The following is a 23,198-nucleotide window of genomic DNA, read 5'->3' as shown; positions in this document are numbered from 1 at the left end:
CGGTTGCGGCGTTAGCCGATCTGGTCGAATGTCAAGGAAATTTCGGCAACGGCACACTGGTAGTTGTTCGGCGCCGTCACGCCGGGCACCGAGATCGATGATCCCGGGCCGATGAAGATCACGTCGGCGCTGAACACGCTTATATCGTTGTCGCGAAACCCGCGCAGCCGCGCCGCGATCAGCTCTGCCCGGCCTGAGGCGGCATCGGCGCCGCTCTCCGCGCCGATCGGCGAGAACACATAAGCCTCGACCAGGGCACGGTTACGGAACAGATTGCGGCCGCGGCCGCCGCCGAAGGCCGCTGGCCGCCCGCCGGAGCCCTCGTTGTTGAACACGACGAACGCGAACGCCGCCGGCGTGTCCGGCAAGGTCGGCGCATCGTCGCCCTGCCAATAGATCGGGAAAGCGAACGCGCTCCCGGGCAACTGCGCACGGACCGCGGCTCGGGCCTGGGCTTCGGTGGTGCTCATCCCCTCGCTCAGCCCCTCACTTGCAGCACATAGGCGACCAGAACGTCGCCGAACCGACGGGTCTTGTCGTCGATGCCGGCAATGGTCAGCTCCTTGCCGCGCACGATCGCCTTGTCCGTCGACACCAGCGGCAGGCTGACGGCCCCGCTCTCGAGATCCTCGGCGAGCAGGATGATCTTCCAGTCGCCCTGCAGGATCGGCCCGACGATCTCGTTCGGCTGATACTGCAGTTCGCGGCCGCGGCAGATCTTCTCATAGTGCGCCCGCGGACTGCCCGCGCCGTAATAGCGGCGGATCGTCACCTGGCCGAAGCGGCTGAGCGCGATCGCGTAGCGCTGCCTTGCCATCTCCGGCGTCATGCGATCGCCCTGCGGAACGGCGCCAGCTTGGTGACAATATCGGGCGGCAGCTCGCCGTCTTCGCCGACGGCGCCGACCCAATACGTCGCGCTGATCAGATCCGGGATCTCCTCCGACCGCAGCGTCGGATCCCGCCCCCGCGCCGCCCAGAAGCTCGACACCAGCGCCACGCACGCGCCCTCGATGCCCTTCGGCAAAGTCCGGTTGCTCGCCGGCGGCAGGATATAGCCACCACCATAGGTCACGACGACGCTCCGGCAGAACACCCAGACGCTCGGATAGCCATTGCAGAGTGCAAACAGCTCACCCGTGTTCGGATCGACCCGATAGGTGGAGGCGTCGATCGTGACCCCGTCGACGACCACGCTCGCAATCGCGGCCACGGGCGTCCGGTCAAGAACAAGCTTCTCCGGCGCGACGTCATACTGCTCGTGCCAGAAGGTCTCGACCGCGGTCTCCCGCACCAGGCGGAAGCCGAGCGCGGCCTCGATATCGTCTGAGGCCTCGTCGATCTTGTTCTGCAGGATCTCGTCGCTGCTCGTGATCCCGGTCGGGATGCCGAGCTCGAGCTTGACCCGCGCAAGCGTCGTCAGCGCCGTGTCGGACGCTGGCGATGCCACTGTTACGATCGACCGCATCATTGTTCCTTTGGTGTCAAGCCGCGCACCGGCGCGCAGAGGGCCTGCGATTTCGCCGAAGTCGCTAACGATTTCGATCGTGCAGCGCCACAGCCTAAGGGAGCGAAATCGCTCTCTTGGGGCAGTGAGCCTGACGTGTTGAAATCAAATATAAACCAATGATAGTTTTCCGCTTTTACCCGAGCTATTTGCTCTTAAGCCGTCCTGATAGTGCTTTTCGTGCTGGGGAGGACATTTATGCGAAACTCTCGCGCAATCCTTTGTGCCGAACGACTTCACGAACTCATTTCTCAGCTATCAGAATTGGAAGATCTTCGAGGTCTGGTCGAAGAAGCAGAGCGCAGCGCCCGCGGTGTGCCCCCACTACGCTTCACACATCCTGCCTCGCGCCGCCTTCGATGTCGTAAACCGAGCGCCATGTCTGTCCGTCTCCGTCGCCACGCGCCACCAAGCAGGAATGCAGGAGCTATCGGCCCCCCTGATAACGACAACCTAGTCGATTGCTTGCTGGAGCCATTCCCCGACGGATGGTGGGCTTCTTCCTAAAACCTCTCCATGCGCTGATTGCCCGGGACGGCGCTGATCGGTTCGGCTCGCTTGAAGTGAGCGAGCCGATATCCGTGAGGGGAGTAGCGAAGAGCGAACAGCTGGTCTCGAAACTTATGGTCGCAGTTCGTGACCGAGACCATTAACATATTTAAAGTGATTTAATTTGGTTTAGCGTATTTAATACTTCCGCCAGCCCCGGAGAGAACCCATGGATGACCAGGATGACCGCCGTGAATTTCTGAAGACCTGCGGAAAGTTCGCCGCCGTGACACCTCCAGCCATCACGCTACTGCTCTCGACCTCCCTCACATCCGATGCGATTGCGCACTCTGGTGCGGGGGCCGTCCACCATGATCACCATGAGCACCACCACGGCAACAATGGCTGGGGAAATGGCGGTGGCGATGGCAGCCCCAACGGCAAGGATGACAGAGGCCGCTAAAACATTTGCCGCCGGAACAGCAACTGGAACGTCTCGCCGGCTACTAAGTTTTCCCAACGCCCAATTGAGCAACGCAGTCGGGCCCCAGCTCTTCCCCATTGCCCCCGGGAGCTGGGGCTCATTTTCGTCCCGCTAGGAACGACTTGCCGATTGCCAAGTTTTCCCGTGCCCCTCCCCAAGGGGGCAGCTGCTTCGCCAAGGCAGCTCAACAGCCCCAGCTTCACCGCCCTGAAGCTGGGGTCCTTTTTTTGCTGGCTCGATCGCCTCCGCGCTTGGCCGACATCTTCCTGAGCGCGTCATGGAAGGCGCCGGCCGAAGGCCGCGACCCTGGTTGGTTCTCCGGCCACTTGCCGTGCCCGAACCCTTAAGCCTACAATCCGTTAACCTGCAAAACCAATTCAGGGGATTGGCCATGGGCATCGAGCGCATGCACTCGCCGAAGTACTGGCGGAAACGTGCGGACGAGTTTCGCGCTAAGGCGGACAATTGCGAGTATCCCGAAGCGCGAGATGCGCTTCGCACTGTTGCCAAGAACTACGAGGACCTCGCCCGAAGCGCTGAGGAAATCCGACGTACCGCTGAAGCTCGCCTAGTAGCTGGGGAATATGCCGACGATCAGCGCGAGCTGGAACGGAAGCTCCGCGGCCGGATGGATTAACTTCGTCAGTGTGCTTCCGCCAAGGGCGCCAAGGGGCGTTTGACACGCGAGGCCCGCGCAAGGAGTTCGCGGCTTTCCTCAATCCGCGCCCGCGTTTCAGCGATGGCAGACCTAAGCAGTTCCGCCTCCAGTCGTACCTTATGCACAGCTTCCTTGGCTTCGTCGCGGGCGCGGCGTTCATCGTTCTTCCATGGCGAGCAGAGGATCATCTGGTTTCCAGCCACGCGCAATATCCCATGATAAAGCGGGCCTTAGGTGGCGGCCCTTTTAGCGCACTTCTGCTCGGGCCCTTAGCTGAACTCCACGCCCCTGAAGGGGGTGGACCAATCAGATTTCATGGAGTGATCAAAATTGACCAGATTGTCGTGCGCCATCGTGAAACGTTTGGGCGATGGAAACTTGGATAGAACACCTACGGTGCCCCCTTTGTGGCAATACCGGCGACGCTGAGCTCATCGAGGTTAGTCAATTTAACAACGAATTCCTCAAGGTCCCCGAGGGCTTCGAGGTCGTTACGAACAAATTTGGTCGCACCTTCCACTGCGCAACCTGCAAAATACCACTTGAGCCATAAAACTCGCAGGGCGAGATCGGTTCGGCACGCCCTTGGAGTGGACTCGACTTAAACGAGTAGGATTGTCATACTGCCCGCTTTCGAAGCGGAGGTATTAGATGGCGGCGGTCGCTCTTGTTTTTCACGGGCCAACAAATTATCCGGCCACGAAAATCTTACGCAACGTCCTATGCAATTTCGGCAATGGGCAGCCGGTTCAAAGCGGCGCTCTGTATGACACGATCTATCTCATGCTTAGCAGCGAAGGAGGGTCGATCGAAGAAGCTTTCTCTCTCTACAATCTGCTGCGTGTGCTGCCCGCAAAATTGATTACGATCAACATGGGGCAGATCGCATCCGCTGGCAACATCCTGTTTTTAGCAGGGGAAGAGCGCTTTTGCTGCGAGCACTCCTATTTCCATTTTCACAATTTGAGTTGGTTCTACGACAAACCGGTGAACCTCCACCGAATTCAAATGCAGGACCACGTCCAAATTGTCGACATGGAGCGCGAGCTATACCTTCGCATTTTCAAGGAGCGCACGAAATTTACGGATACGGAGATCGAGGCGATCAAGTTCCTCGAGCATCCGATGGTCAAAGACGCTAGCTTTGCCCTGGAGCATGGCATCATCCAAAAAATCGGAATGCCCGACTTGCCTGCCGGCACTCCCATCTTCAACGTGGACTACTAGTCTCATCATCGACCTCCCGTCATCATGATGACGAACTAACCAGCGTGCGGTCGGTTCCTTGAAGGGAGCGAACTGTTAGTCCGCTTATGACAAGACCCATAGCGGACCGACGGATCGGCTTTGTTTCAACGCGCACTTCCCGACGAAAGTAGTAGAGGTGCTAGTTTAGGTTGTAACGTTAGGGAATTCGCAATCTATTCAACCTTTACTTGCGTCGGAATGCCAGTTCCTTCAAGGCGCGAAGAAACGTCCTTGAACGTGGCACTTCAACAATAACAACCCAATGCGGCGGCGCCGCGATTTGCCTGGAGGCTCGGTTGGCACTCCGAAATCAATACAATCCCGCATTCGATGGACTGCGGGCCCTGGCGATTGGCCTTGTCATTCTGGGGCACTGCCGCGTTCCCGCGTTCCGCCAAGGCTATTTTGGCGTCGATATATTCTTTGTCCTTAGTGGCTTCCTGATTACCCGACTCCTTGTTGACGAATTAGACGCAACCGGACGAATCGTGCTGCCACGTTTTTATCTGCGCAGATTCCTTCGCCTCGCGCCGGCTCTCCTAGTATGCTTGAGCGCATATGTTTTGGTCGCCCCATGGCTTTGGCCGCAATATGAGGTCATCTCGCACATCCGGGACGCCGGACTAGCAGCCTTCTATCTCGCCGACTATTCGCAGGCCTTTTGGCATAGTCCGAACGTGCTCGTTCACATGTGGTCGCTTTCGGTTGAAGAGCACTTCTACCTTATCTGGCCGCTGGCAATCCTGGTGTTGGCTCGCATCGATCTCCGTTGGAGTCTGTACGGTCTCTTGGCGCTCTACCTGCTTGGCAGCGCGTGGCGCATCTTCGAATATGAAAACATGGGATGGGACGCTACCTATTATCGCTTTGATACGCGCTTCGGCGGGCTGGTGTGCGGCTCCATGCTGTCGATGTTCCTGCAAAACAGAGCGCCAATCTCGAAGCGCGCGGCCGATGCAGCGGGCGTCGGCGGCTGGACGGCGCTCGTTGTCTGTCTCTCTATCGGCTACTGGGGCGCCCCCTGGTCCCTTGTCGTCATAACGCCTCTGGCTCATGTGGCCGGTCTCTGTTTGGTGATCTCAGCCTCAACACAAAGCTCCTGGGTCAACTCGATCTTGTCAGCGCCGCCCTTGGTCGGCATCGGTGTCATCTCTTACGGGATGTATCTCTGGCACTATCCCGCAGCTTTTTATCTTAGAGAGTTGATGCCCTGGTACCTGACCGCTCCAATCGTACTGGGCTTTTCAGTCATCGCGGCTGCGGGCAGTTACCTGAGCATTGAGCGACCGCTCAACCGATATCGCCGCAATCTCGGGGCTGATCACAACGCAAGCGCAGAAAGCGCCGGTCCAGCGTCACAGCCGGCACCCGCTCCGGCAGCAACGTAGCTCTCCTATTCTCTTGTTCGGCTTACGCGCTATTGCGCAGGAGCTCCTGACGTCGACCACGCTGAGCCCGTGGCGGCGAAGTCTGCCTGTGGCCCTTAGCTGACTTCCACGCCCCTGAAGGGAGTGAACGCCCTCCCAGATTGGCGCTCGGAAGAGCCTACGAAAATTGCACCGTCCAAACCGGCAGAAAGCGGGAAGTTGGCTTAAAGCGTTTTGGGTGCCAGAAGAAGGCGCCGCTTGAACCTGGGCCGCTCCAGTCTTCCATGATCAAGTCATCGCCTAAAACGGCCCTTACAAATTCCTTTCCGTGAGATTGCTCTGCGAAGAGCCGCCGAAACGCGAAAGCACAGGCGTCGGCAAGCTGGAGCAAAGGACCATCCGCTTTCGAGACAAAATGAACAGTGTCTCTTACTCGCTCGATCTTATGAACTGCTTCCTGAAGACTCATGCCGCGACTTAGTTCTTCCTGCGTTGGCTTAAGGTGCTCGGGGCCTAATTGCATTGCCTCTGTAAATTGCGGATCTCTGAGAGCTTTCAACACAAGCCTCATGTGCTCTTTTACACCGTCAACGTCTTCGGCCACCACAGTCGCCACTTCAAATTCGCCCGCGTAATCTCGAATATACTTATCCGCCTTTGCAATGCAGTGGAAAAACGCCATCAAATGCTGGAACTTCTCCTTCGGCATTGCGACGATCGACGGGATCTCCCAACTTCGCCGTACAATTCCGATCGTGACGGCAAGACCAAGTTCGCGAGGGATAGCCATCATTCGCTTGAGGTATTCTAGGCGATCCTCGAAGGGCCACGCCTCTCGCAACGAATGATCGCCCCATACCGATTTCGCGTGAAAGACGAAGTCTCCTCGTAGTTCCGGAGGAACCATCTGCAGCAATTGCTGTAGCCGCTGTTCAGCAAGCACATACTGCTGATCGGCATGAACGATTATTCCAGCAACGACCGAAACCGGCTCTTTTGCCGACGTTCCCGCTTCATCCAGATAGATATAGCGCACCGACTTCTGGCCTCCGAGCTGACCACAACGTTCATCGGCCAGCTACTCACCGTACTATCTTGGGTGCTCAAAGCGCAACTGAGACGGAAGGTCGGAAAATTCTACCAGCCATTGGCTTGGATCTTGGTGCTGTGGAGATTAGCCGCCAGAGAGTTCATCGGCGTCCCTTGAAGATGCACCAAATCGCCCTGCAGCAGACTAGTCGGAATATAGCCCGCAGCAACGTCCGCGTTGTCTGTCGTGCCGTTCGCCAGCGTCGCCAAGAACGCCTGCGCGTCGTAATAGTTGTTCGGATAAGCCGCCGCGATGGCCTACTGAATTTGCAGCGTTCCAGCATTATCGCCAGCGGTCTTGTTGTTCCGGCGACACGGCGGGATGATGATGAACTTGCTGGTTTTCAGCGAAGCGACGAGCTGGGCGTAATAACTCATCGTCGTGGCGACATCGATCCAGTTGTTCGCGTCTCCATCCCAATGGATATAGACCGCGCCGGTGAGATCGAGGTGCGTCAGCACGCGCGCGACCTCAGTCTGAAGGTCGGACCCGCCAACCGCCGTCGTGAAGGCTCCCCGGCCGGATGCGGCCGCCAGCGACCCGGTAATCGAGACGCCGGAGACACCGGCCGGATAGCTGTCACCTTCAAGAAAGAAGACGTCGGGCGGCAGTCGCTCGGTCGCGAACAGCGTCCATCGCGAGATCGTGCCGTCGAATGTTTCGCCCGATGTTGGACTGCGCGCGATGTCGAGCGCGCCGACGCCTGGCATCTGGCCTACGCTGTCGACCAGCGAAGCGCCCGTGTTCAACCGCGCCGCAAATCGGTTTGTCGCGGCGGTCCAGTCGATGGTGTACGGCGTCAGAACATCGACAAGTCCAAGATCAAGGTCGGCTGCGGTCGAGCCGCCATAGGTCACGATCAGATGGAGGTGCTTGGTCGCGTCCCACACCAGACGAATGCGATTTCGCTCGCCGCTGCCATACAGCTCTTTGAGGACCTTGTTTCCGCTGGCGGCAGCCGGAGTGATACCAGAGATATAGCCAGCCGCAGCGGCCAGATTATAGCCCTTGAAGGGAAGGCACTCTTTGATCGAGACCGAATTGAGAATGACCGTCCCGGAGATTGTCGCCGCCGGGATGCGCAACGCCACATAGGATGTCGCGCCTTCACCGGCGAACACGTCCGAGTTTGTCGCATTGACCGTCGTCGAGTTCGCCGGCAGGCCGAGCGTCGCGGGCGAAAGAGACGACGCGATCGATCCGACGACGTTCGCGTTAGAGGCGGTTGTGCCCTTTCGGTAAGTGGCGGAAACCTTGTAGGCGTGCGCCAGCGTCGTGGCGAAGCTAGCCTCCGCCGAGGGGGTTCACCGTCGTATAGTCTCGCGCCGTGTCGTATTCCCACAACAGCTTTCCGTCGGCCGTCGCGTAGGCGCAGAAAGCCGCTGACGCCGCCGGAAAACACGACGCCGGGGATCAGGCTCACGGCAGCCGACAGCGCAGGGCTGCATTGGAGGCGATCGCCACAGCCGACAGGAGATACTTCCATCGCAATTTTCCCACTGGCGAGGTCGAGGCCGAACAGACCGCCGCCTTGGGTGGCATCGAGCCGCCGCGTACCATCGCGCAGGAACCGCACGTCGGAGTTCGCGACATAGATGCGATCCTGGTCGGCGGCCGAGCCCCACTCGCTGCCGCCGAGCGCACCGCCCTTCCCGATCCGCGTCTGCCACAGGATCTTGCCGCCATCATCAGGATCGAGCGCGTGCACGACGCCGGACTTCTGCGCGATGGCAAGAACGCGCCTGCCGTCACGCAAGGTCACGAGGATCGGCGACTGGCCAAAATCGTGGTCGGGCCCGTGATCTTCAGGACAATTGGTCTTGTCCGCGCCGAAGCACGCGACGATGAAGGCGTCGCTCGGCGTCGCCTGCTGCTTCCAGAGCAGCTTACCTGTCGCAAGCTCGAAAGCGAGGACCGCATCGGCGGTTGCGGCGGGTGGATTCGAATAGGAATTGCTGGTCGCGACGTAGACGGCGTTGCGTTTCGGATCAATCGTCGGTGCCGACCACACCGCCGCGCCGGACGGGCCGAACAGCTGCGTGCCTCTCGCATTCTTGCCGGTCGGATGCGCCACCTCGGGGATCGTGTAGGCCTGCCACACCGGCTTGCCGGTCACTGCCTCGAGCGCGACCACGCTGCCGCGGAAGGTACAGCATTCGTAACTGGCCTGCGAACCGGCGGCCTCCTCCAGCGAGGAGACCGGGATATAGAGCACGCCGGAATGCAGCGTCGGCGCGCCAGTGATGCGCGCTGCCGGATGCTCCTCGACCTTCGTCTTCCAGATCAGCGCGCCAGTCAGTGCGTTCACCGCATAGGCATTGGCGCGCAGGTCACCGAAGAAGATCGCGAACTGATCGGTGCCGGGAAGCGGCCCGAAGCTGATCGCCCCGCGCACCGCGGCATCGGTCGGCAGCGTCCACCTCGTGCAGCCGCTTCGCGCGTCGAGCGCGTGCACCTTGCGGTCAGTGCCGCCGATAAACAGCAGACCGCCCACGATGGTCGGCGGCGCAAACGACACCGAGGCGCCGGGAAAGGCATAAGCCCATTTCAACCGCAGGCGCGGTACCTCTTCCGCGGTGAGGCCGGCCATTTCGGTCGACTGGAAGCGGCTGTTGGCAGCGTCGACGCCCCATCCATTCCAGCGCGGACCATCGAGCGGCTGCGGAAAGAAATTGACCTGCTGCGTGCAGCGTCCCTCCGCATCGACTGCATTGTCGCCCACCGCGGCCTTGCCGGTGACAAAGGCGGCAATCGCGCGCCGTTCCGAGTCGCTGCGGTCCCTCGCCATCGCCGCCATGCTTCCAGAAGTCAGCGTTCCCAGCACATGATCGAAAGACATCGCCTGCATGGCACCGCGGCCTGGCACACGGCTCTGGCCATCACCGCCATCGTGACATTGCGCGCAGTGGCTTGCGTAGAGCGCAGCGACGTCCTGCTGCGCCAACGCGGGCGCGCAGCACCAGACCAGCATGGCGACGGCGACAACACTCGGTCTCATGGCGTGCTCCAACATCGTCACCGCAATGCGAGACGGCATCATGCAACCCAAAGTATAGCGCGAGAGCAATCACTCACGCAACGGACGTGCCGCCCGCGTCCGTCATATCCCCCGGGCAGTGAGGACACGATCGGGCAGTTCATCGAGCCGCCACAGCCCGAGGCTCTTGTCGCGCCAGCCGCCACTGCCCTCTTCGCAACGCTCGTTGATCAGCTCGCGCGGCGCCGGCCAGTCGAACGGCGCCTTCTCCATGTTCAGCGCCCGCCAGTCGCCGTCCTCGCAATCGCGATTGTCGTCCCATTCGGGAAACGTCGTGACCAGCAGGAAACGTGCGCCGCTGGCGCGAAAGTTCGCGACGGCGCGGACGATGTTGTCGAAACTCAAATGCACCAGGCAGTCCCGGCACAGCACCACATCGGCGCGCGGCAGTGCATCGCGCGTGATGTCGGCAACGAGAAACCGGCCTGACAACTCACCGCCAGCCACGCGCTTGCGATTGGCCGCGATCAGCGACGGCACGATGTCGATGCCGGTGTAGTCGAGATGCAGCTTCAGGCGGCCGATCCACCCCGCGTCGCCGCAGGGCGCATCGAGCAGCGAGCGCGCGCCGAGCCGTTGCAGCAGTGCAGGAAGCATCTCGCGGACCGCGACGGTCGCGGGATCCTCCGAGCCGAGGCCCGACACCGAACTGGCCGCACCCCACAGGTTGGTCTTCTCGATGCGCTCGAACCGCGCGGCCAGATCGAGGCCGACAAAATTCTCGCGGTCGGCGGTGAACCGCTCATGGGCGAGCACGGGTGGGCGCTTGGAGATCATCGTCCGGACCTTAAGATTACGTTGTGAACACTGTGGTCATGCGTTCCATCCGAATCTCATCCATCCTCAAACCGGTTTCTGCCACTCCATGATGTGGAAGTAAGGCACCCGGCGATGAAAGGCATTCCTGTCGGGGTCGCCGCCGCTGGGCTGCGGCTCGACGAAAAGGCGCAACAGGAGCCCCTGATCGAGTAGCAGCGTCATGTAGGTGCTGAGCGGACGATGCCAGTTCAGAATTCGGATGCCGCGCCAAGTCACCCAAGTCGGCCGCTCCTCCATGTAATGATCGATGTTGAAGCGCAAGGCGCCGTCGCCGTCACGCGTCCAGCCGTCGGGCGGACCCGCGGTGTTGAAGCTGGTCAGATTGGCAATCAGCAGCGTACCGCCCGGCCGCAGCGCTGCCACGATCTTCCCGATCGCCGCACCGAGATGGGGCATGTCGACCAGGCTGAGATAGCTGACGACCAGATCAAATGGCGCTTCGATCTCCATTGTTTCAGCTCGGCCAAGCCGGTAGTCGCCCTGCGGGTCCAATTTCATGGCACGCGCGAGCAGCGCTTCGGTCGGGTCGATGCCGGTGGTGCGGATGCCGGCGCGCTGCATGATGCGACAGAAGCGCCCCTCGCCGCAGCCAACGTCGAGCGCATTGCGGAAGCCGCGCCCTTCGATCCGCGCTCGCATCGGCGCGTCCAGCACGAAGCGGCGACCATAGTCGCCGTCTTCACCCTGCTCGACGATCCAAGCAGCCGCGGACGCGGTCCAGCCGTCGCTGATATCCTCGTTCATGGATCGACCTTCGGGAATGGACGTTGGCCGCACGCATTTCGGGCGCGGCTACTGACCACAGATTGGATCAGAGTTCAACATGAGGTAGCATGCGCATCCCATGCGTCCCTATACCAGCCGAGAGATCGCCAAGATCACCGCGGGTGCTGTCGCGGCGATCGTCGCAACGGGCTTCCTGTTCGCGATCGCGATGTCCCTCTTGCTGCCGCAATAAATCAGCTGCTTGCCGGGGCGCCGTGCCGCCGGAGTTTGTGCCACCCAGCCGGTTGCTGTCGCTCACCAGCATCTTGGCCGTGGAAAGCACTTGGCCAGCGTCGAGGACGACGCTTCAAGCTCGGTGGACGCCGCGCCCACCGTCTTGATCTCGCCGGCTGCGCGCTCAAAGCCGTCGGCAAGGTTGACCATATCGCGCTTGCGCTGATGGGCGGCTTGCTTCTCAACCTCGATCTGCGCTGCCGTGAGACGACCTCGATCCGTGGTTTTTGAAGATTTGTCTTTGAAGATTTGTCCTGGCCATGTCCCGATCGCGTCCCGCCGGCAGTTTGGGGAGCGATCCGGGCATGGTCAGGCGGAACCCGTCAAGGGCGTCGGCCGTTGTCGACCCATGCGGATCAGGGAAGAAAATCGAAACATGTTTCTGCTGGCCACGGTGACGCTGTGCTGTAGCGCCTTGGCCGGGGCTGTTGCGCTGTTCGAACAGGCTCCCTGGCCGGCTCCGGCAAAGCAGCGGGCTGAAACGGTAGCAATAGACGGGACCACGCCGACGCCGGTTCGGGTGGTCGGGGCGCCGTTCGAGCCCAACCTCAATCCGCGGGAGCGCTAGCGCTCACCCCGGCGAGACGTCGGCGCCCTCCTCCGGACGGCGTTTGGCGCGGGCCAACTCCTCAACGAACGCGATCACCTCCGCCCGTTTGTCGGGCGGCAGCGATAGGAACGCGCGGACGAGCCTCAAGCCCTCGGCTTCGGCTGAATGGTCTGCTTTGGCATCCATTCCCCACTGTCGGGCGGCCGGGAAAAATATGCAATCCCCACCCAACACCTTCTTGATTCGGCCGGCCAGCTTTGCTGGAATGGCGCCAACAGGGGTGCACCATGAAGTGGATCGCGGAACGCGACGCGCTGATCGCGCAGACAATGGCTTTCGTCCAATCGGTAACCGGCAAAAAGGATGAATTGCATCCACCGGAGATCCCGACGGCGACAGTGGCCGCGTCGGTGCAGATCGCCCCCGTCAACACCATCATCGGGACCGAGCCACTTAAGGCCGCTCCGCCGCAGCCGTTACCTCTCCCTTCGCCCCGGGTGGCGAGCCACGACGTCCGCACCGAAATACAGGCCCGCATCGCCAATTTCCGCAAGCATCAGGAGCGGTTCGAGCGGGAGCGCGAGGAATATTGCGCGGCCACCCTGACTAAATTGCGGGCCGCCATCCGCGAGCCCTCCTCCCGTCCACCGGCTGACAAGTAAAGCCGGATCTCCCGTCGCTGGCCTAAAGCCAGGACCACACTAGCCAGAGATTGGCCGCGCAGGCGCCGAACAGGGCCAGCGTGAGGGGCAGCAGCATGTGCCCGCAAGAGGTTTTCAGGTCCGTCGTCATGACCGAAAACATCCGCTGATTCCGCCAAATGAGTCCCGTGGATTCTTTTTTTCGGGATTCAGGACTCGTTAAGGACTCAGGACCCGGCGGCCCTGATCACGGCCGCGTGATCGACCGGCGAGCGGAACCCCTACCCCGTCAAATTCGTTAATGCGCTTTCCAGGAGCGGGAACAATGCCCTACGCCCTGTTCTGCAACGATGCCCAGATCAGCAAGGCCTATCCTGACGAGTCCGACGTCTGGAGGCTCGCGCAGCGAAGTGGCCTCGTCGTGGACGTAACTGCGGATGACAACCGTCCCGGGCCACGCCGGGTGCTCGACAACGATTACGAGATCAAGCCGTGCCGGGCCGCACAGGGCGAGGACCCGGCCCGGAACAAGGCCGAGGCTGATCGCCAAGCGAGGATGGAGCTTGAGCTGAATTCCTAAAGAGGAATCGAAGGGGAAGCCAGAGCTCAGGAAAAGCTTAGGGGGTCGCGGTGGCCAGTGACGCCTGCTCGCCCGCCAGAGCCACGCAGGCCTTCCGGCGATGCAGCCCACGGATCGCGCCGGTGACCTTCAGCACCTTACCGGAGGAGCACGAGGCGTCCTTGACGAAGGCCACCTCGTAGGGTGCCAGCATCAGAGGCTCGGATTTGAGGATTGTTTGGGCAGCGCACGGCAAACTGACGAAGCACGAGAGCACCACAGCCGACACCAAGATACGCATGTCCGTCGTCCCACCAGCCCGGTAATTGTCATATAACGCGTTCCGGCGCGCGAGTTCCGTAAGCTGCAAAAATTATTTTTGCTTTACCCGAGCTCCATGACGCGCGTGAGAAAGCGCCCGCCAGAACGTTTGCCTGCAAATGACGCGCCAGATGGTTGACGCGATGCAAACAAAGGACTTGCGAACGAGGGCTGGGCAAACGAAAGGCCGGCGAGAGCCGGCCTTTGTCAGGTCGTGGGTCGCTGGTGGCGCGTCAGTAGCGCGAGGCTGCCGGACCGCCCCAGCCGAAGCGGTAATTCACGCCGACCTTGACGGTATGCTCGTCCTCCCGGCCGCGGACGCCGACGACGTCAGCCGGACCGGAGGTGATCGTCGTGTTGCCGAAGTTGTAATATTGGTACTCGGCCTTGGCCGACCAGTTCGGCGCGAACATGTATTCGAGGCCAGCGCCAACGGTATAGCCGTCCTTGCTGTTGCCGGTGACGGTGAAGGGCTGCGGGACGCCGGCGACATTGACGCCAAGACCGCCATTGCGCCAGGCATAACCGCCCTTCGCGTAAAGCAGCGCCGGTCCCCAAGTGTAGCCGATGCGACCGGTCACCGAGCCGAGCTGGTCGGTATTGGAGGTCACCTGCGTGCCCAGCGGGAACGTAGCGCCGCCGTTGTTGGTCGGCAGCCAGGAATACTGGGCCTCGACACCCATGACCCAATTGGGCGCGAACTGGTAGTCGAAGCCGCCCTGAACACCGCCGAGGAAGCGCGCGTCGCTCGACTGGAAGCTGCTGTCGCCGGCAAAGGCGCCGCCGACATGGCCACCGATGTAGAAGCCGGTCCAGTTGTAGATCACCTGCGGCGGCGTGTAGGCCGGAGCCTTGGTGTAGGTGCGCGCCTGCATGTCGGCTGCGGCAGCCGGCGCAGCCAGCGCAAGCAGGGCAACCGCGCCCAGCAAAATCCTCTTCATGATTATCCCCGTTCTTTCAATTCGACACTCAGGAAACAACGTGGCGTGAATTGGGTTGCTTCGAGGCGATGCCGGAACGTTGATCGTTCGTTACTGTGACGGAGCGGCAACAGCGCGATTTTGTTCCGTCCGACAGGCGCGTGCCGACGGTTTTTTCCGTCGGAAACAAAACCTTCCGTAACGATTAGTCGCAACGCGAAACCACCCCGTTCAAAGCTCCCCGAAATGTGATCCGGCAGCTCCGGCGGGCTTTGTCTATCACCAAGCGATGAAGGTGGGCTTTGCGCTACCGCGTCATCTTTTCAAGTTCCGGAAAGGGTACGTAAACCGCGCCCGCGCACAGCTCGCTGGCGCGATCGACGACGCGGTCCGCCCGGCCGTTGACGAAGATCACGGCGCGCTCCCTCATGGCCTTGTAGGTGCCGTCGGTCTCGCGTGGGGTGAAGTGCAGGCAACTGACGTAGAACTGGCGGCCTCCGACTTCGCGCTGCGCCGGCTCGGCCATGCTGGCGTCACGCACGCCGACGGGATTGTTCAGATAGCTGCGCATCAAGGCCAGCGTGTCGCCACGGAAATTATCCGGGAACGGTTGTGGACCTCCGGCCTGGGTCCCCTCCATCAGGGTTGGACGGTCACCATCGCTGCCGAAACATCCCGTGAGCGCCAGCGGCAGTGCCAGCATCAACGCCAAGCTCACTGCGCGTTCCGCTAGTCGCCGCACCGCTTACGCTCTCCGCTCGATCAGTCTCGGAGACGTTCCAGCCCCAAGGTTGCAATGATGCATGTCTACAGGTGTTTTGCCCGACGAGTCAAACGGATTCGTAAAATCCGCAAATACGCCACCCCTTAAACCATTGATTTATTTACGACCCGCTACTGTGCATGGGGTTGTTTTCGAGGTTTTGTTTGCGGCCGCCAAATCTGGGACGTTGCTCGCGGGCTTCAGCATGGTCATACCGGCCCGCCGCCAGCACCTCGAGCTTTCGCGCAAGGCGTGACGAACGGGCCGGGCCTGAATTCCTCACGCGGCGGCCGGGGCAATGCTAGGACGCCGCCGCGCAGGCTCAGTCGTTAGCTGCGCTTCTCCATCGTCGCCGGCTTGGTGACGTCCGGCTGCGTCTTCAGCGACTTCTTCGCTGACAGATGCTTGTGGTGGTGGCGATGCTTGCGCACGGTCTTGTGCTCGTCCGGTGTGACGGCGGCGTTGGCGTTCATCGCCTTCGACTTGGTGTCCACCTTGGCATCGGCCTTGACGTCCGAAGCCTTGACGTCCGAAGCCTTGACGTCCGAAGCCTTGACGTCCGAAGCCTTGACGTCCGAAGCCTTGACGTCCGAAGCCTTGACGTCCGAAGCCTTGACGTTGGCCTTGAGGCCGGCATCGGGTTTCGCGGCGGTGGTCGACACCTTGGTCTGGCTCTGGTCTGCCTTGATCACCGGCGTGGTCGCGGTGGTCTCGGCTGCGAAGGCCGGGGCTGCGATCACGGAGGCTGCGAGCAAGGCTGCGGAAATGGTCTTCAACATGGCTGGTCTCCTCTTGGAAGGATCTTGAGGCGGGCGCCCTCTCGCCAACCCTTTGATCGTAAGTTGGAGCCTAGCATTACAGTTGCTTTTGTTGCGGGCTTCTGAATCCATGGGCAACCATGATTCGAATGTCGTGGGCGCGGGCCGCGTCGGTTGAGGCGACGCTTGCGTTGTGGGCGGCGTCGCTTCGAGAGATCAAGCAACGGATACGTCCGTTGTTCACGCAAGAGCGTGTTGCGACGAATGCAGGTCTGTTCCTGGAAGGTCTGCTCGGAGATGAGCAGCGCAAGACCGGTTGGATGCGCGCGGAGGCGGCTGGCGATCCCGGCCCATGGCGGCAGCAGGCGATTCTGGGTCGTGGAGACTGGGACGCTGATGCCCTGCGCGATATCGTGCACGACTATGTCATCGAGCATTTGGCGGATGACGATGCGGTGCTCGTGATCGACGAGACCGGTTTTCTCAAACAGGGCAAAGCGTCATGCGGAGTGGCGCGGCAATACACTGGTTCGGCAGGAAAGATCACGAACTGCCAGATCGGCGTCTTCGCTGCCTACGTTTCGCGTCATGGCCATGCGTTCATCGATCGCGCGTTGTATCTTCCGAAGGAATGGACCGACGATCCAGATCGTCTGGAAGCCACATATGTGCCTGCCGATGTCGGCTTTGCGACCAAACCAAAGCTTGCGACGAGAATGATCGCACGCGCGATAGCCGGGTCTGTACCATTCAAGTGGGTTGCCGGTGATACCGTCTACGGTGTTGGCAACATCGAACAGCAACTACGTCGGGCAGGCAAAGGCTACGTGCTTGGGGTCAGCAGCGCTCATGTGTTTCGATCCTGGGGCAAGCGACCGCCGGTCGCCGGTACGGCTGCAGACCTCGCCCGGACGCGGCGCTCATCCGACTGGAAGCGCCTGTCGGCGGGAGCCGGAACCAAAGGACCGCGGCTGCACGATTGGTGTTATCTCGAATTGGCGGATCTCGAGGCCGAGCAGTCCAACAGTGCAAATGACGGTTTGTGGACACGCGGTCTACTGATCCGTCGTCGCATTGCCGATGATGACCTCGCCTTCTTCACCACCTGGTGCCCAGCGGGAACAGCCATTGAAACGCTGGTCGCGGTCGAAGGCCATCGATGGGCGATCGAGGACAGCTTTGAAACGGCGAAAAACGAGTTCGGGCTCGATCACAACGAGAGCAGATCCTGGCATGGCTGGCACCGTCATGTGTCCTTGGTGATGCTCGCCTTCGCCATGATGGCCGCGATCCGACATCGCGCTAATCCGCCACCGCCCAAAAAAACGAAACGGCGCCCCCCGGCAAAAGCCAAAACATAACCACCCCACCACTGATCCGTTGGTCAATCCAGGAAATCCGCCGCATTGCTATCAGACTTGCGCGGAAGCGGATTCAACCCGCACACATCATCGCATGGTCCTTCTGGCGCAGAGCTCACCAGGCTGCCGCTCAACGCGCCCACTTCAAATCAAAAAAGCAACTGTAATGCTAGGAGGCTCGCACTGAACCCAATCTGAAGCCCACAGCAGGCTCCCGTTCATCTGGATGACAAGTTTGTCATCCGCCCTAGGCCAGGATGCCGGGAATGTTTTTGCCTGATGGGTGTTCCGGTCTTTGGGCAATCGTGTAGGATCGCCACGTTCCATACCGGAGAACTTATATGCGCAAACTCTCAATGCTTCTTGTGCCGGGACTTGTCGCCTTGTCGTTGGCAGCGGCGCCGGTGCTGACCAGCGCCTATGCCGCCGGCAGCGATGAGCCCTCCTCGCCACCGAAATCCGACACCTCGACCAAGAAGGGCAAGAAGAAGAGCTCCTCGGTCAGCGATCCGAAATTCCTTGCTGCCTATCGCACCGCCTACACCACGATCTATGACAATCACGACTACACCGGCGCGATCGGCCAGCTGAAGTCGCTCAAGTGCGACGACGTCGCCGACGTCGCCAATCTGATCGGCTACTCCTATCGCAAGCTCGGCGACTACCAGTCGTCGAAGGTCTATTACGAGCTCGCGCTGAAGGACGATCCGAACCACGTCCGCACCTGGCAGTATTATGGCCTCTGGCAGCTCGAGCAGGGCAACCGCGAGCAGGCGCAGTATCACCTGAACAAGCTCGCCTCGCTCGCCGGCACCGACAGCTCCGAATATCGCTCGCTCGCCGCCGCGCTCGACAAGCCGACCGGAGCGACGCTGGTCTATTAAGAACAGAACATCGCATCTCCGAATGGGACGAACGGGCACAACCTCAGGGTTGTGCCCGTTCTGCGTTCTCGGTTAGCCTCTCGCATCAAACACTCTCCTGGTAAATCGGTGCGCAATGGACAAGTGGCTGCGATCCGCGATCGACTACATCGGCTCCTGGATTGAATTCCAGCACACCACAATCCAGCAGCCGGGCGTCATGGTTGCCTTCGTCCATCGCGGCGAGGTGGTTGCCGAGCATGCGTTCGGCCTCGCCAATCTCGACACCGGCGAGAAGCTCACCCCGCGCCACCGCTTCCGCATCGCCTCGCACTCGAAGAGCTTCACCTCGGCCGGCGTCATGAAGCTGCGCGAGCAGCGCAAGCTCCGGCTCGACGATCCCATCGGCCAATATGTCGCCGGCCTGCATCCGCGCGTCGCCGAAACGACGATTGCGCAAGTGCTCTCGCACAGCGCGGGACTGACGCGCGACGGCGCCGATTCCGGCCAGTTCATCGACAGCCGTCCCTATCTCGACGCGAGCGAGCTGCTCGCGGAATTGAAGCGGCCGACCGCAATCGAGCCGGGCACACGCTTCAAATATTCCAATCACGGCTTTGGGCTGATCGGTCTCGTCATCGAGGCCGTGACGAAGGAGCCCTACCCGGTCTGGATCAAGCGCGAGATCATCGAACCTGCGGGCCTGCGCGAGACCGAGCCGGACGCGCCGCTTCCCAAGGGCGCGTCGTTCGCGCGCGGCCACACTCGCAAGCTGCCGTACGGAGCGCGATGCGTGATCCCCGGCGACAATCCCGCGCACGCGATGGCCTCCGCCGCCGGCTTCATCGCGACCGCCGCCGATACCGCCCGCTTCTACGCGCAGCTCGCGCCCAATGCGAAAAAGAGCGTGCTATCGGTCGCAAGCCGCCGCGAGATGACGCGAAACCATTGGCGCGTGCCGCAAAGCTTCGAGGCCTATTACGGCCTCGGCGTCAACGCCGGCAAAACCGACGGCTGGGATTGGTTGGGCCATGGCGGCGGCTTTCAAGGTTACATCTCCAGGACCTGCTCCATCCCCGCTTGCGAGCTCGCGATCAGCATCCTCAGCAACTCCATCGACGGCGCGGCCCCGTTCTGGATGGACGGCGCGATGCAGATCCTGCGCGTCTTCCAGTCCCGTGGTGCACCCGACCGCCGCGTGCGCGACTGGACCGGCCGTTGGTGGACGATCTGGGGCGCGAACGACCTCGTGCCGGTCGGCAACCGCGTGCTGGTCGCCAATCCCCAGTTCAACAACCCGTTCATGGACGCCGCCGAGATCGAGGTCACCGGCCGCGACACCGGCAAGCTCGCCTGGGCCGCCGGCTACTCCAGCCACGGCGAGCCGGTCCGCCGCGTCCGCGACAAGCGCGGCAAGGTCAGTGACGTCTGGATCGCGGGCGCCAACATCAAGCCTGCGGCCGTCGTGGCGCGTGAGATCGGACGAAGATACAAGCCGCGCACGCGACGGCCTACTCCCGAATGAGAGTCTCGACTTCGCTCCGAAGAGCCTGCCGCGAGCCGTCGCGCGAATAGAACATGTGGCCGCCGGGATAGACCACGAACTTGACCCGCTGCGTTGCGAAGGCCGGCAACTGGTCGAGCACCCGCTTCGATCCGAAATAGGGGGTGGCGAGATCGAACAGGCCGTGCGCGACCAGCACGTTCAGCTTCGCATCGGTGGCGAGGATCTGGCGCAGCTCGGAGACCGACTGCGGCGGGTTGATGCCGCGGCCGAAATCCCAGTGGCCTTCGACGGCGCCGTTCAACACCTCGTAGGAGCCGTCGGGCCGCCAGTTGAGCTTGTGTGTCAACAGGTCAACCGCCGCACTCGTCAGCGGCGCCTGCAGCGCATCGCCGGAGGGATCACCGAATCGCGAGCTGCTCGAATCCGGATAGGGATCGAAGCCGCGCACCGAACCATCGTAGCGCCCCGTCACCTTGCCGTTCTTGCGGTCGAATTCGCGGCGGAATTCGCCGACGTCGAAGCGGCCGGCAAGCCGACGGCTCACCGCCTGGTCGATGCCGGTGAGCTCGGCGACCTTGTCGGCAAGACGATTGGTGGCCTCCTTGTCCGCCTCGCCCTTGACGAGGTCGGCCAGGAATTCGCCGCGCGCGTAAGCCTCGACGTCGGCGAGATCGGCGCGCTTGACCGGGCCTTTCGCCGCGCGCGCCACCGCCACATAGCTCGGCAGCGTCGCGACATATTGCAGGAGGCTGGTGCCGGTGAATTCGCGGAAGTCCAGGAGCGGCGACACCAGGATCAATCCCCTGACGCCGACGCCGTGCTGGAGCTGCAACTGGCGCACCACCTTCGGCCCGCGAATGCCGCCATAGCTTTCGCCGGCGACGTATTTCGGCGAGGTCAGCCGCTCGTGCTTCTCGAGCCAGCGGCGGATCACCAACGCGATCGAATTGACGTCGCCGTCGACGGAGTAGAACGATTTGCGCGCGTCATCGCCGGTCGCGACGAAGCGGCTGTAGCCGGTGCTGACGGGGTCGATGAAGACGAGATCGGTGAAATCGAGCCAGGTCTCCGCGTTCGGCTTCACCTCGGGCGAGGCGGACGGCGACAGCGCTTCGCCATCGAGCGGCAGCCGCCACGGCCCGGCCGCGCCGAACTGGAGCCATGCCGACGACGCACCGGGCCCGCCATTGAACAGGAACGTCACCGGGCGCGTCGCACGGTCTGCGCCGTCGAGCTCATAGGATGTATAGGCGATGTCGGCCACCGGCTCACCCTTGCCGTCGAACACGCGGATCGAACCAGCGGTCGCTGCGAAATTGAGGCTGCGGCCGGGAAGATCGAGTTTCTGCTTCGTGGTCGAATCCGACGGAAGACGGTGCGGCTCGGCGGATGGCGATGCATTCTGCGACGCGCTTTGTGCGCCGCCGCGCCCGCCCTTCTGTCCGGCTGGCGCTGCCGCCTCGGCGCGCGGCTGCGGCGGATCGTCGGCGCGCGCCAATCCTGCGAGCGCGAATGCCGATACCGCCAGCACCAGGGTCGCACGGCGGAGCACCGGCATATTCATATTCATGGTCGTTCTCCCTGCCCGGCGACGACCACCGGTGCGGACCGCAAGGCTAGCGCGGAATTGCGACGGTTTGGGGGATCATGGCTCCGGCGGCGCCTGAAGAGCCCGGTGGGCCACAAATCGACCCGGTTTCATCCTCAAATCGGAATGGGCAGTTGCCGGACTGCTGTGAAGGGTGGTCATCCTCGACAATCGGGGTCGAGATCGTTAGACGAGCCCGGCGGAACTTTCTCGAGCCAGCGGCCCTGCCCGGAAACCATGACCAAGCCAGCGCGATACGACCAGATCGCCTTCGTCGCCAGCCCGAGCAGCGAGGCGCAAGCCGCCTTCGGCCAGCTCACCAGGGACTTCGGCAATTGCGATCCGAAGGACGCCGACATCGTGGTCGCACTCGGCGGCGACGGGCTCATGCTCCAGACGCTGCATCAGCACATGCATACGGGCAAGCCGATCTACGGCATGCACCGCGGCACCGTCGGCTTCCTGATGAACGAGTACTCGACCGTCGATCTTCGAGCCCGCCTCGAGGCCGCGCAGGAATCAGAAATCCACCCCCTCCTGATGCGCGCGACCGATGCCAACGACCGCGTCCACCTGCATCACGCCATCAACGAGGTCGCCCTGTTCCGGCAGACCTACCAGGCCGCGCGCCTGCGGATCCTGATCGACGAGCGCGAGCGCATGTCCGAGCTGATCGCCGACGGCATCATGGTGGCAACGCCGGCTGGCTCGACCGCCTACAATCTGTCCGCCCAGGGACCGATCCTGCCGATCAATGCCGCGCTGCTGGCGCTGACGCCGATCAGCGCCTTCCGCCCACGACGCTGGCGCGGCGCGCTGCTGCCGAACACGGCTTATGTCGTGATTGAGGTGCTGGAGGGCGACAAGCGCCCCGTGGCGGCGGTCGCCGACCACGACGAGGTGCGCGATGTTCGCCGCGTCGAGGTGCTGTCCGACAAGACCATCTCGATGCGCATGCTGTTCGACCCCGGTCACAGCCTGGAAGAGCGCATTCTGCGCGAACAGTTCGGCTCCTGAGCCGCCTCGTCGGACTGCCGATCGCAACCCTTCATTAACCCCCGGCGAGATATGGTTAACGAAAGTTGACCACTTCGGCCCGGGCTCCATGTTCCGCATCGATTTCAACAAGCTGCGTTTCCTCGTCTGCGACGACAATCCGCACATGCGCCGCATCCTGCGCACGCTGCTGCATTCCTTTGGCGCGCGTGAAGTCTACGAGGCCGAGGACGGCGCCACGGCGCTGGAAATGTACAGCCATTACGTGCCCGACATCGTCATCACCGACTGGGCGATGCCGATCTTCGATGGGCTCGAGCTGGCGCAGATGATCCGGCAGCCGGAATCCAAGGGCAATCCCTACGCGCCGATCATCATGCTGACCGGCCATTCCGAGAAGCGCCGCGTCACGGTGGCGCGCGATGCCGGCGTCACCGAATTTCTGGCCAAGCCGATCTCGGCCAAGGGGCTCTACCAGCGCATCCTCAACGTGGTCGCCAGTCCCCGCCCCTTCATCAAGACCAAGACCTATTTCGGCCCGGACCGCCGCCGCAACATCAACTCAGCCTATATGGGCCCCGAGCGCCGCGTCGGCGAAAAGCACGAGGTGCTGCAGCAGCCCTCGCTGCTCGACAAGGCCCGCTCCTCCATCTAGCGCAACGTCTCTCACGATC

Annotated in this window: 27 protein-coding genes; 11 read left to right on the top strand and 16 right to left on the bottom strand. The window is 61.9% G+C overall.

The window, feature by feature from the left end; translation table 11 throughout:
- Positions 1 to 11 precede the first annotated feature (11 nt).
- From IVB54_RS15670 to IVB54_RS15660, 3 genes are read right to left on the bottom strand one after another with little or no spacing between them, the layout of a single operon-like run.
- Positions 12 to 470, bottom strand: a complete 459-nt coding sequence (locus IVB54_RS15670) for a hypothetical protein (RefSeq protein WP_247777341.1) — start codon at positions 468 to 470, stop codon at positions 12 to 14.
- An 8-nt stretch (positions 471 to 478) separates the two neighbouring features.
- Complete coding sequence (locus IVB54_RS15665) at positions 479 to 829, bottom strand: hypothetical protein (RefSeq protein WP_247777340.1); 351 nt, start codon at positions 827 to 829, stop codon at positions 479 to 481.
- Complete coding sequence (locus IVB54_RS15660) at positions 826 to 1,449, bottom strand: phage head-tail connector protein (RefSeq protein ID WP_247777339.1); 624 nt, start codon at positions 1,447 to 1,449, stop codon at positions 826 to 828. The genes IVB54_RS15665 and IVB54_RS15660 overlap by 4 nt, the downstream gene beginning before the upstream one ends.
- Before the next feature lie 775 nt (positions 1,450 to 2,224).
- Between IVB54_RS15660 and IVB54_RS15655 the strand changes: the two genes are divergently transcribed.
- The gene (locus IVB54_RS15655) at positions 2,225 to 2,458 is read left to right on the top strand and encodes a hypothetical protein (protein WP_247541750.1); all 234 of its coding nucleotides are present in this window, start codon (positions 2,225 to 2,227) and stop codon (positions 2,456 to 2,458) included.
- A 412-nt stretch (positions 2,459 to 2,870) separates the two neighbouring features.
- Positions 2,871 to 3,116, top strand: a complete 246-nt coding sequence (locus IVB54_RS15650) for a hypothetical protein (RefSeq protein ID WP_247541749.1) — start codon at positions 2,871 to 2,873, stop codon at positions 3,114 to 3,116.
- A 5-nt stretch (positions 3,117 to 3,121) separates the two neighbouring features.
- Here IVB54_RS15650 and IVB54_RS15645 read toward each other — a convergent pair whose 3' ends face one another.
- Positions 3,122 to 3,340: a hypothetical protein gene (locus tag IVB54_RS15645; protein ID WP_247777338.1), complete on the bottom strand. Its 219-nt coding sequence runs from the start codon at positions 3,338 to 3,340 to the stop codon at positions 3,122 to 3,124.
- Positions 3,341 to 3,788: 448 nt separating this feature from the next.
- On the opposite strand from IVB54_RS15645, the gene IVB54_RS15640 reads away from it, so the two are divergent.
- Together IVB54_RS15640 and IVB54_RS15635 are read left to right on the top strand one after the other, a co-directional pair.
- Positions 3,789 to 4,364, top strand: a complete 576-nt coding sequence (locus tag IVB54_RS15640; protein ID WP_247777337.1) for an ATP-dependent Clp protease proteolytic subunit — start codon at positions 3,789 to 3,791, stop codon at positions 4,362 to 4,364.
- Between the two features lie 317 nt (positions 4,365 to 4,681).
- Positions 4,682 to 5,773 carry an acyltransferase gene (locus tag IVB54_RS15635; RefSeq protein WP_247777336.1) on the top strand — a complete coding sequence of 364 codons (1,092 nt, stop codon included), beginning with the start codon at positions 4,682 to 4,684 and terminating at the stop codon, positions 5,771 to 5,773.
- Between the two features lie 157 nt (positions 5,774 to 5,930).
- Here IVB54_RS15635 and IVB54_RS15630 read toward each other — a convergent pair whose 3' ends face one another.
- From IVB54_RS15630 to IVB54_RS15600, 7 genes are all read right to left on the bottom strand, one after another.
- Complete coding sequence (locus tag IVB54_RS15630; protein ID WP_247777335.1) at positions 5,931 to 6,788, bottom strand: DUF3800 domain-containing protein; 858 nt, start codon at positions 6,786 to 6,788, stop codon at positions 5,931 to 5,933.
- A 101-nt stretch (positions 6,789 to 6,889) separates the two neighbouring features.
- The gene (locus tag IVB54_RS15625; protein WP_247777334.1) at positions 6,890 to 7,051 is read right to left on the bottom strand and encodes a hypothetical protein; all 162 of its coding nucleotides are present in this window, start codon (positions 7,049 to 7,051) and stop codon (positions 6,890 to 6,892) included.
- Between the two features lie 48 nt (positions 7,052 to 7,099).
- Complete coding sequence (locus tag IVB54_RS15620; protein ID WP_247777333.1) at positions 7,100 to 7,732, bottom strand: hypothetical protein; 633 nt, start codon at positions 7,730 to 7,732, stop codon at positions 7,100 to 7,102.
- The gene (locus IVB54_RS15615; protein WP_247777332.1) at positions 7,702 to 9,840 is read right to left on the bottom strand and encodes a PQQ-binding-like beta-propeller repeat protein; all 2,139 of its coding nucleotides are present in this window, start codon (positions 9,838 to 9,840) and stop codon (positions 7,702 to 7,704) included. The genes IVB54_RS15620 and IVB54_RS15615 overlap by 31 nt, the downstream gene beginning before the upstream one ends.
- Before the next feature lie 102 nt (positions 9,841 to 9,942).
- Positions 9,943 to 10,656: a class I SAM-dependent methyltransferase gene (locus IVB54_RS15610; RefSeq protein WP_085384992.1), complete on the bottom strand. Its 714-nt coding sequence runs from the start codon at positions 10,654 to 10,656 to the stop codon at positions 9,943 to 9,945.
- A gap of 66 nt (positions 10,657 to 10,722) precedes the next feature.
- Positions 10,723 to 11,442, bottom strand: a complete 720-nt coding sequence (locus IVB54_RS15605; protein WP_085351158.1) for a class I SAM-dependent methyltransferase — start codon at positions 11,440 to 11,442, stop codon at positions 10,723 to 10,725.
- An 826-nt stretch (positions 11,443 to 12,268) separates the two neighbouring features.
- Entirely contained in the window at positions 12,269 to 12,433 is a 165-nt protein-coding gene (locus tag IVB54_RS15600; protein ID WP_007602663.1) for a hypothetical protein, read from the bottom strand.
- A 101-nt stretch (positions 12,434 to 12,534) separates the two neighbouring features.
- Here IVB54_RS15600 and IVB54_RS15595 point away from each other — a divergent pair, with 101 nt between their 5' ends.
- Both IVB54_RS15595 and IVB54_RS15590 read left to right on the top strand, forming a co-directional pair.
- The gene (locus tag IVB54_RS15595) at positions 12,535 to 12,909 is read left to right on the top strand and encodes a hypothetical protein (protein WP_247443695.1); all 375 of its coding nucleotides are present in this window, start codon (positions 12,535 to 12,537) and stop codon (positions 12,907 to 12,909) included.
- Between the two features lie 304 nt (positions 12,910 to 13,213).
- Positions 13,214 to 13,468, top strand: a complete 255-nt coding sequence (locus tag IVB54_RS15590; protein WP_018455390.1) for a hypothetical protein — start codon at positions 13,214 to 13,216, stop codon at positions 13,466 to 13,468.
- Between the two features lie 37 nt (positions 13,469 to 13,505).
- Here the strand turns inward: IVB54_RS15590 and IVB54_RS15585 are convergent, their stop codons facing one another.
- From IVB54_RS15585 to IVB54_RS15570, 4 genes are all read right to left on the bottom strand, one after another.
- Entirely contained in the window at positions 13,506 to 13,748 is a 243-nt protein-coding gene (locus tag IVB54_RS15585; protein ID WP_018455389.1) for a hypothetical protein, read from the bottom strand.
- A gap of 253 nt (positions 13,749 to 14,001) precedes the next feature.
- On the bottom strand, positions 14,002 to 14,709 hold the full coding sequence (locus tag IVB54_RS15580) for an outer membrane protein (RefSeq protein WP_018455388.1): 708 nt from the start codon (positions 14,707 to 14,709) through the stop codon (positions 14,002 to 14,004).
- A 286-nt stretch (positions 14,710 to 14,995) separates the two neighbouring features.
- A complete protein-coding gene (locus tag IVB54_RS15575; RefSeq protein ID WP_018455387.1) occupies positions 14,996 to 15,391 on the bottom strand; it encodes a hypothetical protein in 396 nt (131 codons plus the stop codon).
- Between the two features lie 389 nt (positions 15,392 to 15,780).
- A complete protein-coding gene (locus IVB54_RS15570; protein ID WP_247777331.1) occupies positions 15,781 to 16,230 on the bottom strand; it encodes a hypothetical protein in 450 nt (149 codons plus the stop codon).
- A 119-nt stretch (positions 16,231 to 16,349) separates the two neighbouring features.
- Here IVB54_RS15570 and IVB54_RS15565 point away from each other — a divergent pair, with 119 nt between their 5' ends.
- From IVB54_RS15565 to IVB54_RS15555, 3 genes are all read left to right on the top strand, one after another.
- Entirely contained in the window at positions 16,350 to 17,570 is a 1,221-nt protein-coding gene (locus IVB54_RS15565) for an IS701 family transposase (RefSeq protein ID WP_247285483.1), read from the top strand.
- Positions 17,571 to 17,911: 341 nt separating this feature from the next.
- Positions 17,912 to 18,454: a tetratricopeptide repeat protein gene (locus IVB54_RS15560; protein ID WP_247335697.1), complete on the top strand. Its 543-nt coding sequence runs from the start codon at positions 17,912 to 17,914 to the stop codon at positions 18,452 to 18,454.
- Between the two features lie 115 nt (positions 18,455 to 18,569).
- Positions 18,570 to 19,958, top strand: coding sequence for a serine hydrolase domain-containing protein (locus tag IVB54_RS15555; protein ID WP_247456175.1), 1,389 nt, complete (start codon positions 18,570 to 18,572; stop codon positions 19,956 to 19,958).
- On the opposite strand, the gene IVB54_RS15550 is transcribed toward IVB54_RS15555, so the two are convergent.
- Positions 19,945 to 21,510, bottom strand: a complete 1,566-nt coding sequence (locus IVB54_RS15550; RefSeq protein ID WP_247335690.1) for a peptidase S10 — start codon at positions 21,508 to 21,510, stop codon at positions 19,945 to 19,947. The two genes, IVB54_RS15555 and IVB54_RS15550, sit on opposite strands and share 14 nt — an antisense overlap.
- Before the next feature lie 255 nt (positions 21,511 to 21,765).
- On the opposite strand from IVB54_RS15550, the gene IVB54_RS15545 reads away from it, so the two are divergent.
- Entirely contained in the window at positions 21,766 to 22,545 is a 780-nt protein-coding gene (locus tag IVB54_RS15545; protein ID WP_018455381.1) for an NAD kinase, read from the top strand.
- A gap of 88 nt (positions 22,546 to 22,633) precedes the next feature.
- On the top strand, positions 22,634 to 23,179 hold the full coding sequence (locus IVB54_RS15540) for a response regulator (protein ID WP_007611745.1): 546 nt from the start codon (positions 22,634 to 22,636) through the stop codon (positions 23,177 to 23,179).
- Positions 23,180 to 23,198 lie beyond the last annotated feature (19 nt).

The sequence above is a fragment of the Bradyrhizobium sp. CW1 genome, assembly GCF_023100665.1.
In the GTDB taxonomy this organism is placed as follows: domain Bacteria; phylum Pseudomonadota; class Alphaproteobacteria; order Rhizobiales; family Xanthobacteraceae; genus Bradyrhizobium; species Bradyrhizobium canariense_D.
The sequence above is the reverse complement of the archived record's forward strand: the minus strand, read 5'-3'. Positions and strand labels throughout refer to the sequence as shown.

What these genes read in the sequence shown, in the direction of transcription:
- IVB54_RS15670 (WP_247777341.1), bottom strand. Translation starts at nt 470, where the DNA reads ATGAGCACCACCGAAGCCCAGGCCCGAGCCGCGGTCCGTGCGCAGTTG.
- IVB54_RS15665 (WP_247777340.1), bottom strand. Translation starts at nt 829, where the DNA reads ATGACGCCGGAGATGGCAAGGCAGCGCTACGCGATCGCGCTCAGCCGC.
- IVB54_RS15655 (WP_247541750.1), top strand. Translation starts at nt 2,225, where the DNA reads ATGGATGACCAGGATGACCGCCGTGAATTTCTGAAGACCTGCGGAAAG.
- IVB54_RS15650 (WP_247541749.1), top strand. Translation starts at nt 2,871, where the DNA reads ATGGGCATCGAGCGCATGCACTCGCCGAAGTACTGGCGGAAACGTGCG.
- IVB54_RS15640 (WP_247777337.1), top strand. Translation starts at nt 3,789, where the DNA reads ATGGCGGCGGTCGCTCTTGTTTTTCACGGGCCAACAAATTATCCGGCC.
- IVB54_RS15615 (WP_247777332.1), bottom strand. Translation starts at nt 9,840, where the DNA reads ATGAGACCGAGTGTTGTCGCCGTCGCCATGCTGGTCTGGTGCTGCGCG.
- IVB54_RS15610 (WP_085384992.1), bottom strand. Translation starts at nt 10,656, where the DNA reads ATGATCTCCAAGCGCCCACCCGTGCTCGCCCATGAGCGGTTCACCGCC.
- IVB54_RS15605 (WP_085351158.1), bottom strand. Translation starts at nt 11,442, where the DNA reads ATGAACGAGGATATCAGCGACGGCTGGACCGCGTCCGCGGCTGCTTGG.
- IVB54_RS15600 (WP_007602663.1), bottom strand. Translation starts at nt 12,433, where the DNA reads ATGGATGCCAAAGCAGACCATTCAGCCGAAGCCGAGGGCTTGAGGCTC.
- IVB54_RS15595 (WP_247443695.1), top strand. Translation starts at nt 12,535, where the DNA reads ATGAAGTGGATCGCGGAACGCGACGCGCTGATCGCGCAGACAATGGCT.
- IVB54_RS15590 (WP_018455390.1), top strand. Translation starts at nt 13,214, where the DNA reads ATGCCCTACGCCCTGTTCTGCAACGATGCCCAGATCAGCAAGGCCTAT.
- IVB54_RS15585 (WP_018455389.1), bottom strand. Translation starts at nt 13,748, where the DNA reads ATGCGTATCTTGGTGTCGGCTGTGGTGCTCTCGTGCTTCGTCAGTTTG.
- IVB54_RS15580 (WP_018455388.1), bottom strand. Translation starts at nt 14,709, where the DNA reads ATGAAGAGGATTTTGCTGGGCGCGGTTGCCCTGCTTGCGCTGGCTGCG.
- IVB54_RS15575 (WP_018455387.1), bottom strand. Translation starts at nt 15,391, where the DNA reads ATGCTGGCACTGCCGCTGGCGCTCACGGGATGTTTCGGCAGCGATGGT.
- IVB54_RS15570 (WP_247777331.1), bottom strand. Translation starts at nt 16,230, where the DNA reads ATGTTGAAGACCATTTCCGCAGCCTTGCTCGCAGCCTCCGTGATCGCA.
- IVB54_RS15565 (WP_247285483.1), top strand. Translation starts at nt 16,350, where the DNA reads ATGATTCGAATGTCGTGGGCGCGGGCCGCGTCGGTTGAGGCGACGCTT.
- IVB54_RS15560 (WP_247335697.1), top strand. Translation starts at nt 17,912, where the DNA reads ATGCGCAAACTCTCAATGCTTCTTGTGCCGGGACTTGTCGCCTTGTCG.
- IVB54_RS15555 (WP_247456175.1), top strand. Translation starts at nt 18,570, where the DNA reads ATGGACAAGTGGCTGCGATCCGCGATCGACTACATCGGCTCCTGGATT.
- IVB54_RS15550 (WP_247335690.1), bottom strand. Translation starts at nt 21,510, where the DNA reads ATGAATATGAATATGCCGGTGCTCCGCCGTGCGACCCTGGTGCTGGCG.
- IVB54_RS15545 (WP_018455381.1), top strand. Translation starts at nt 21,766, where the DNA reads ATGACCAAGCCAGCGCGATACGACCAGATCGCCTTCGTCGCCAGCCCG.
- IVB54_RS15540 (WP_007611745.1), top strand. Translation starts at nt 22,634, where the DNA reads ATGTTCCGCATCGATTTCAACAAGCTGCGTTTCCTCGTCTGCGACGAC.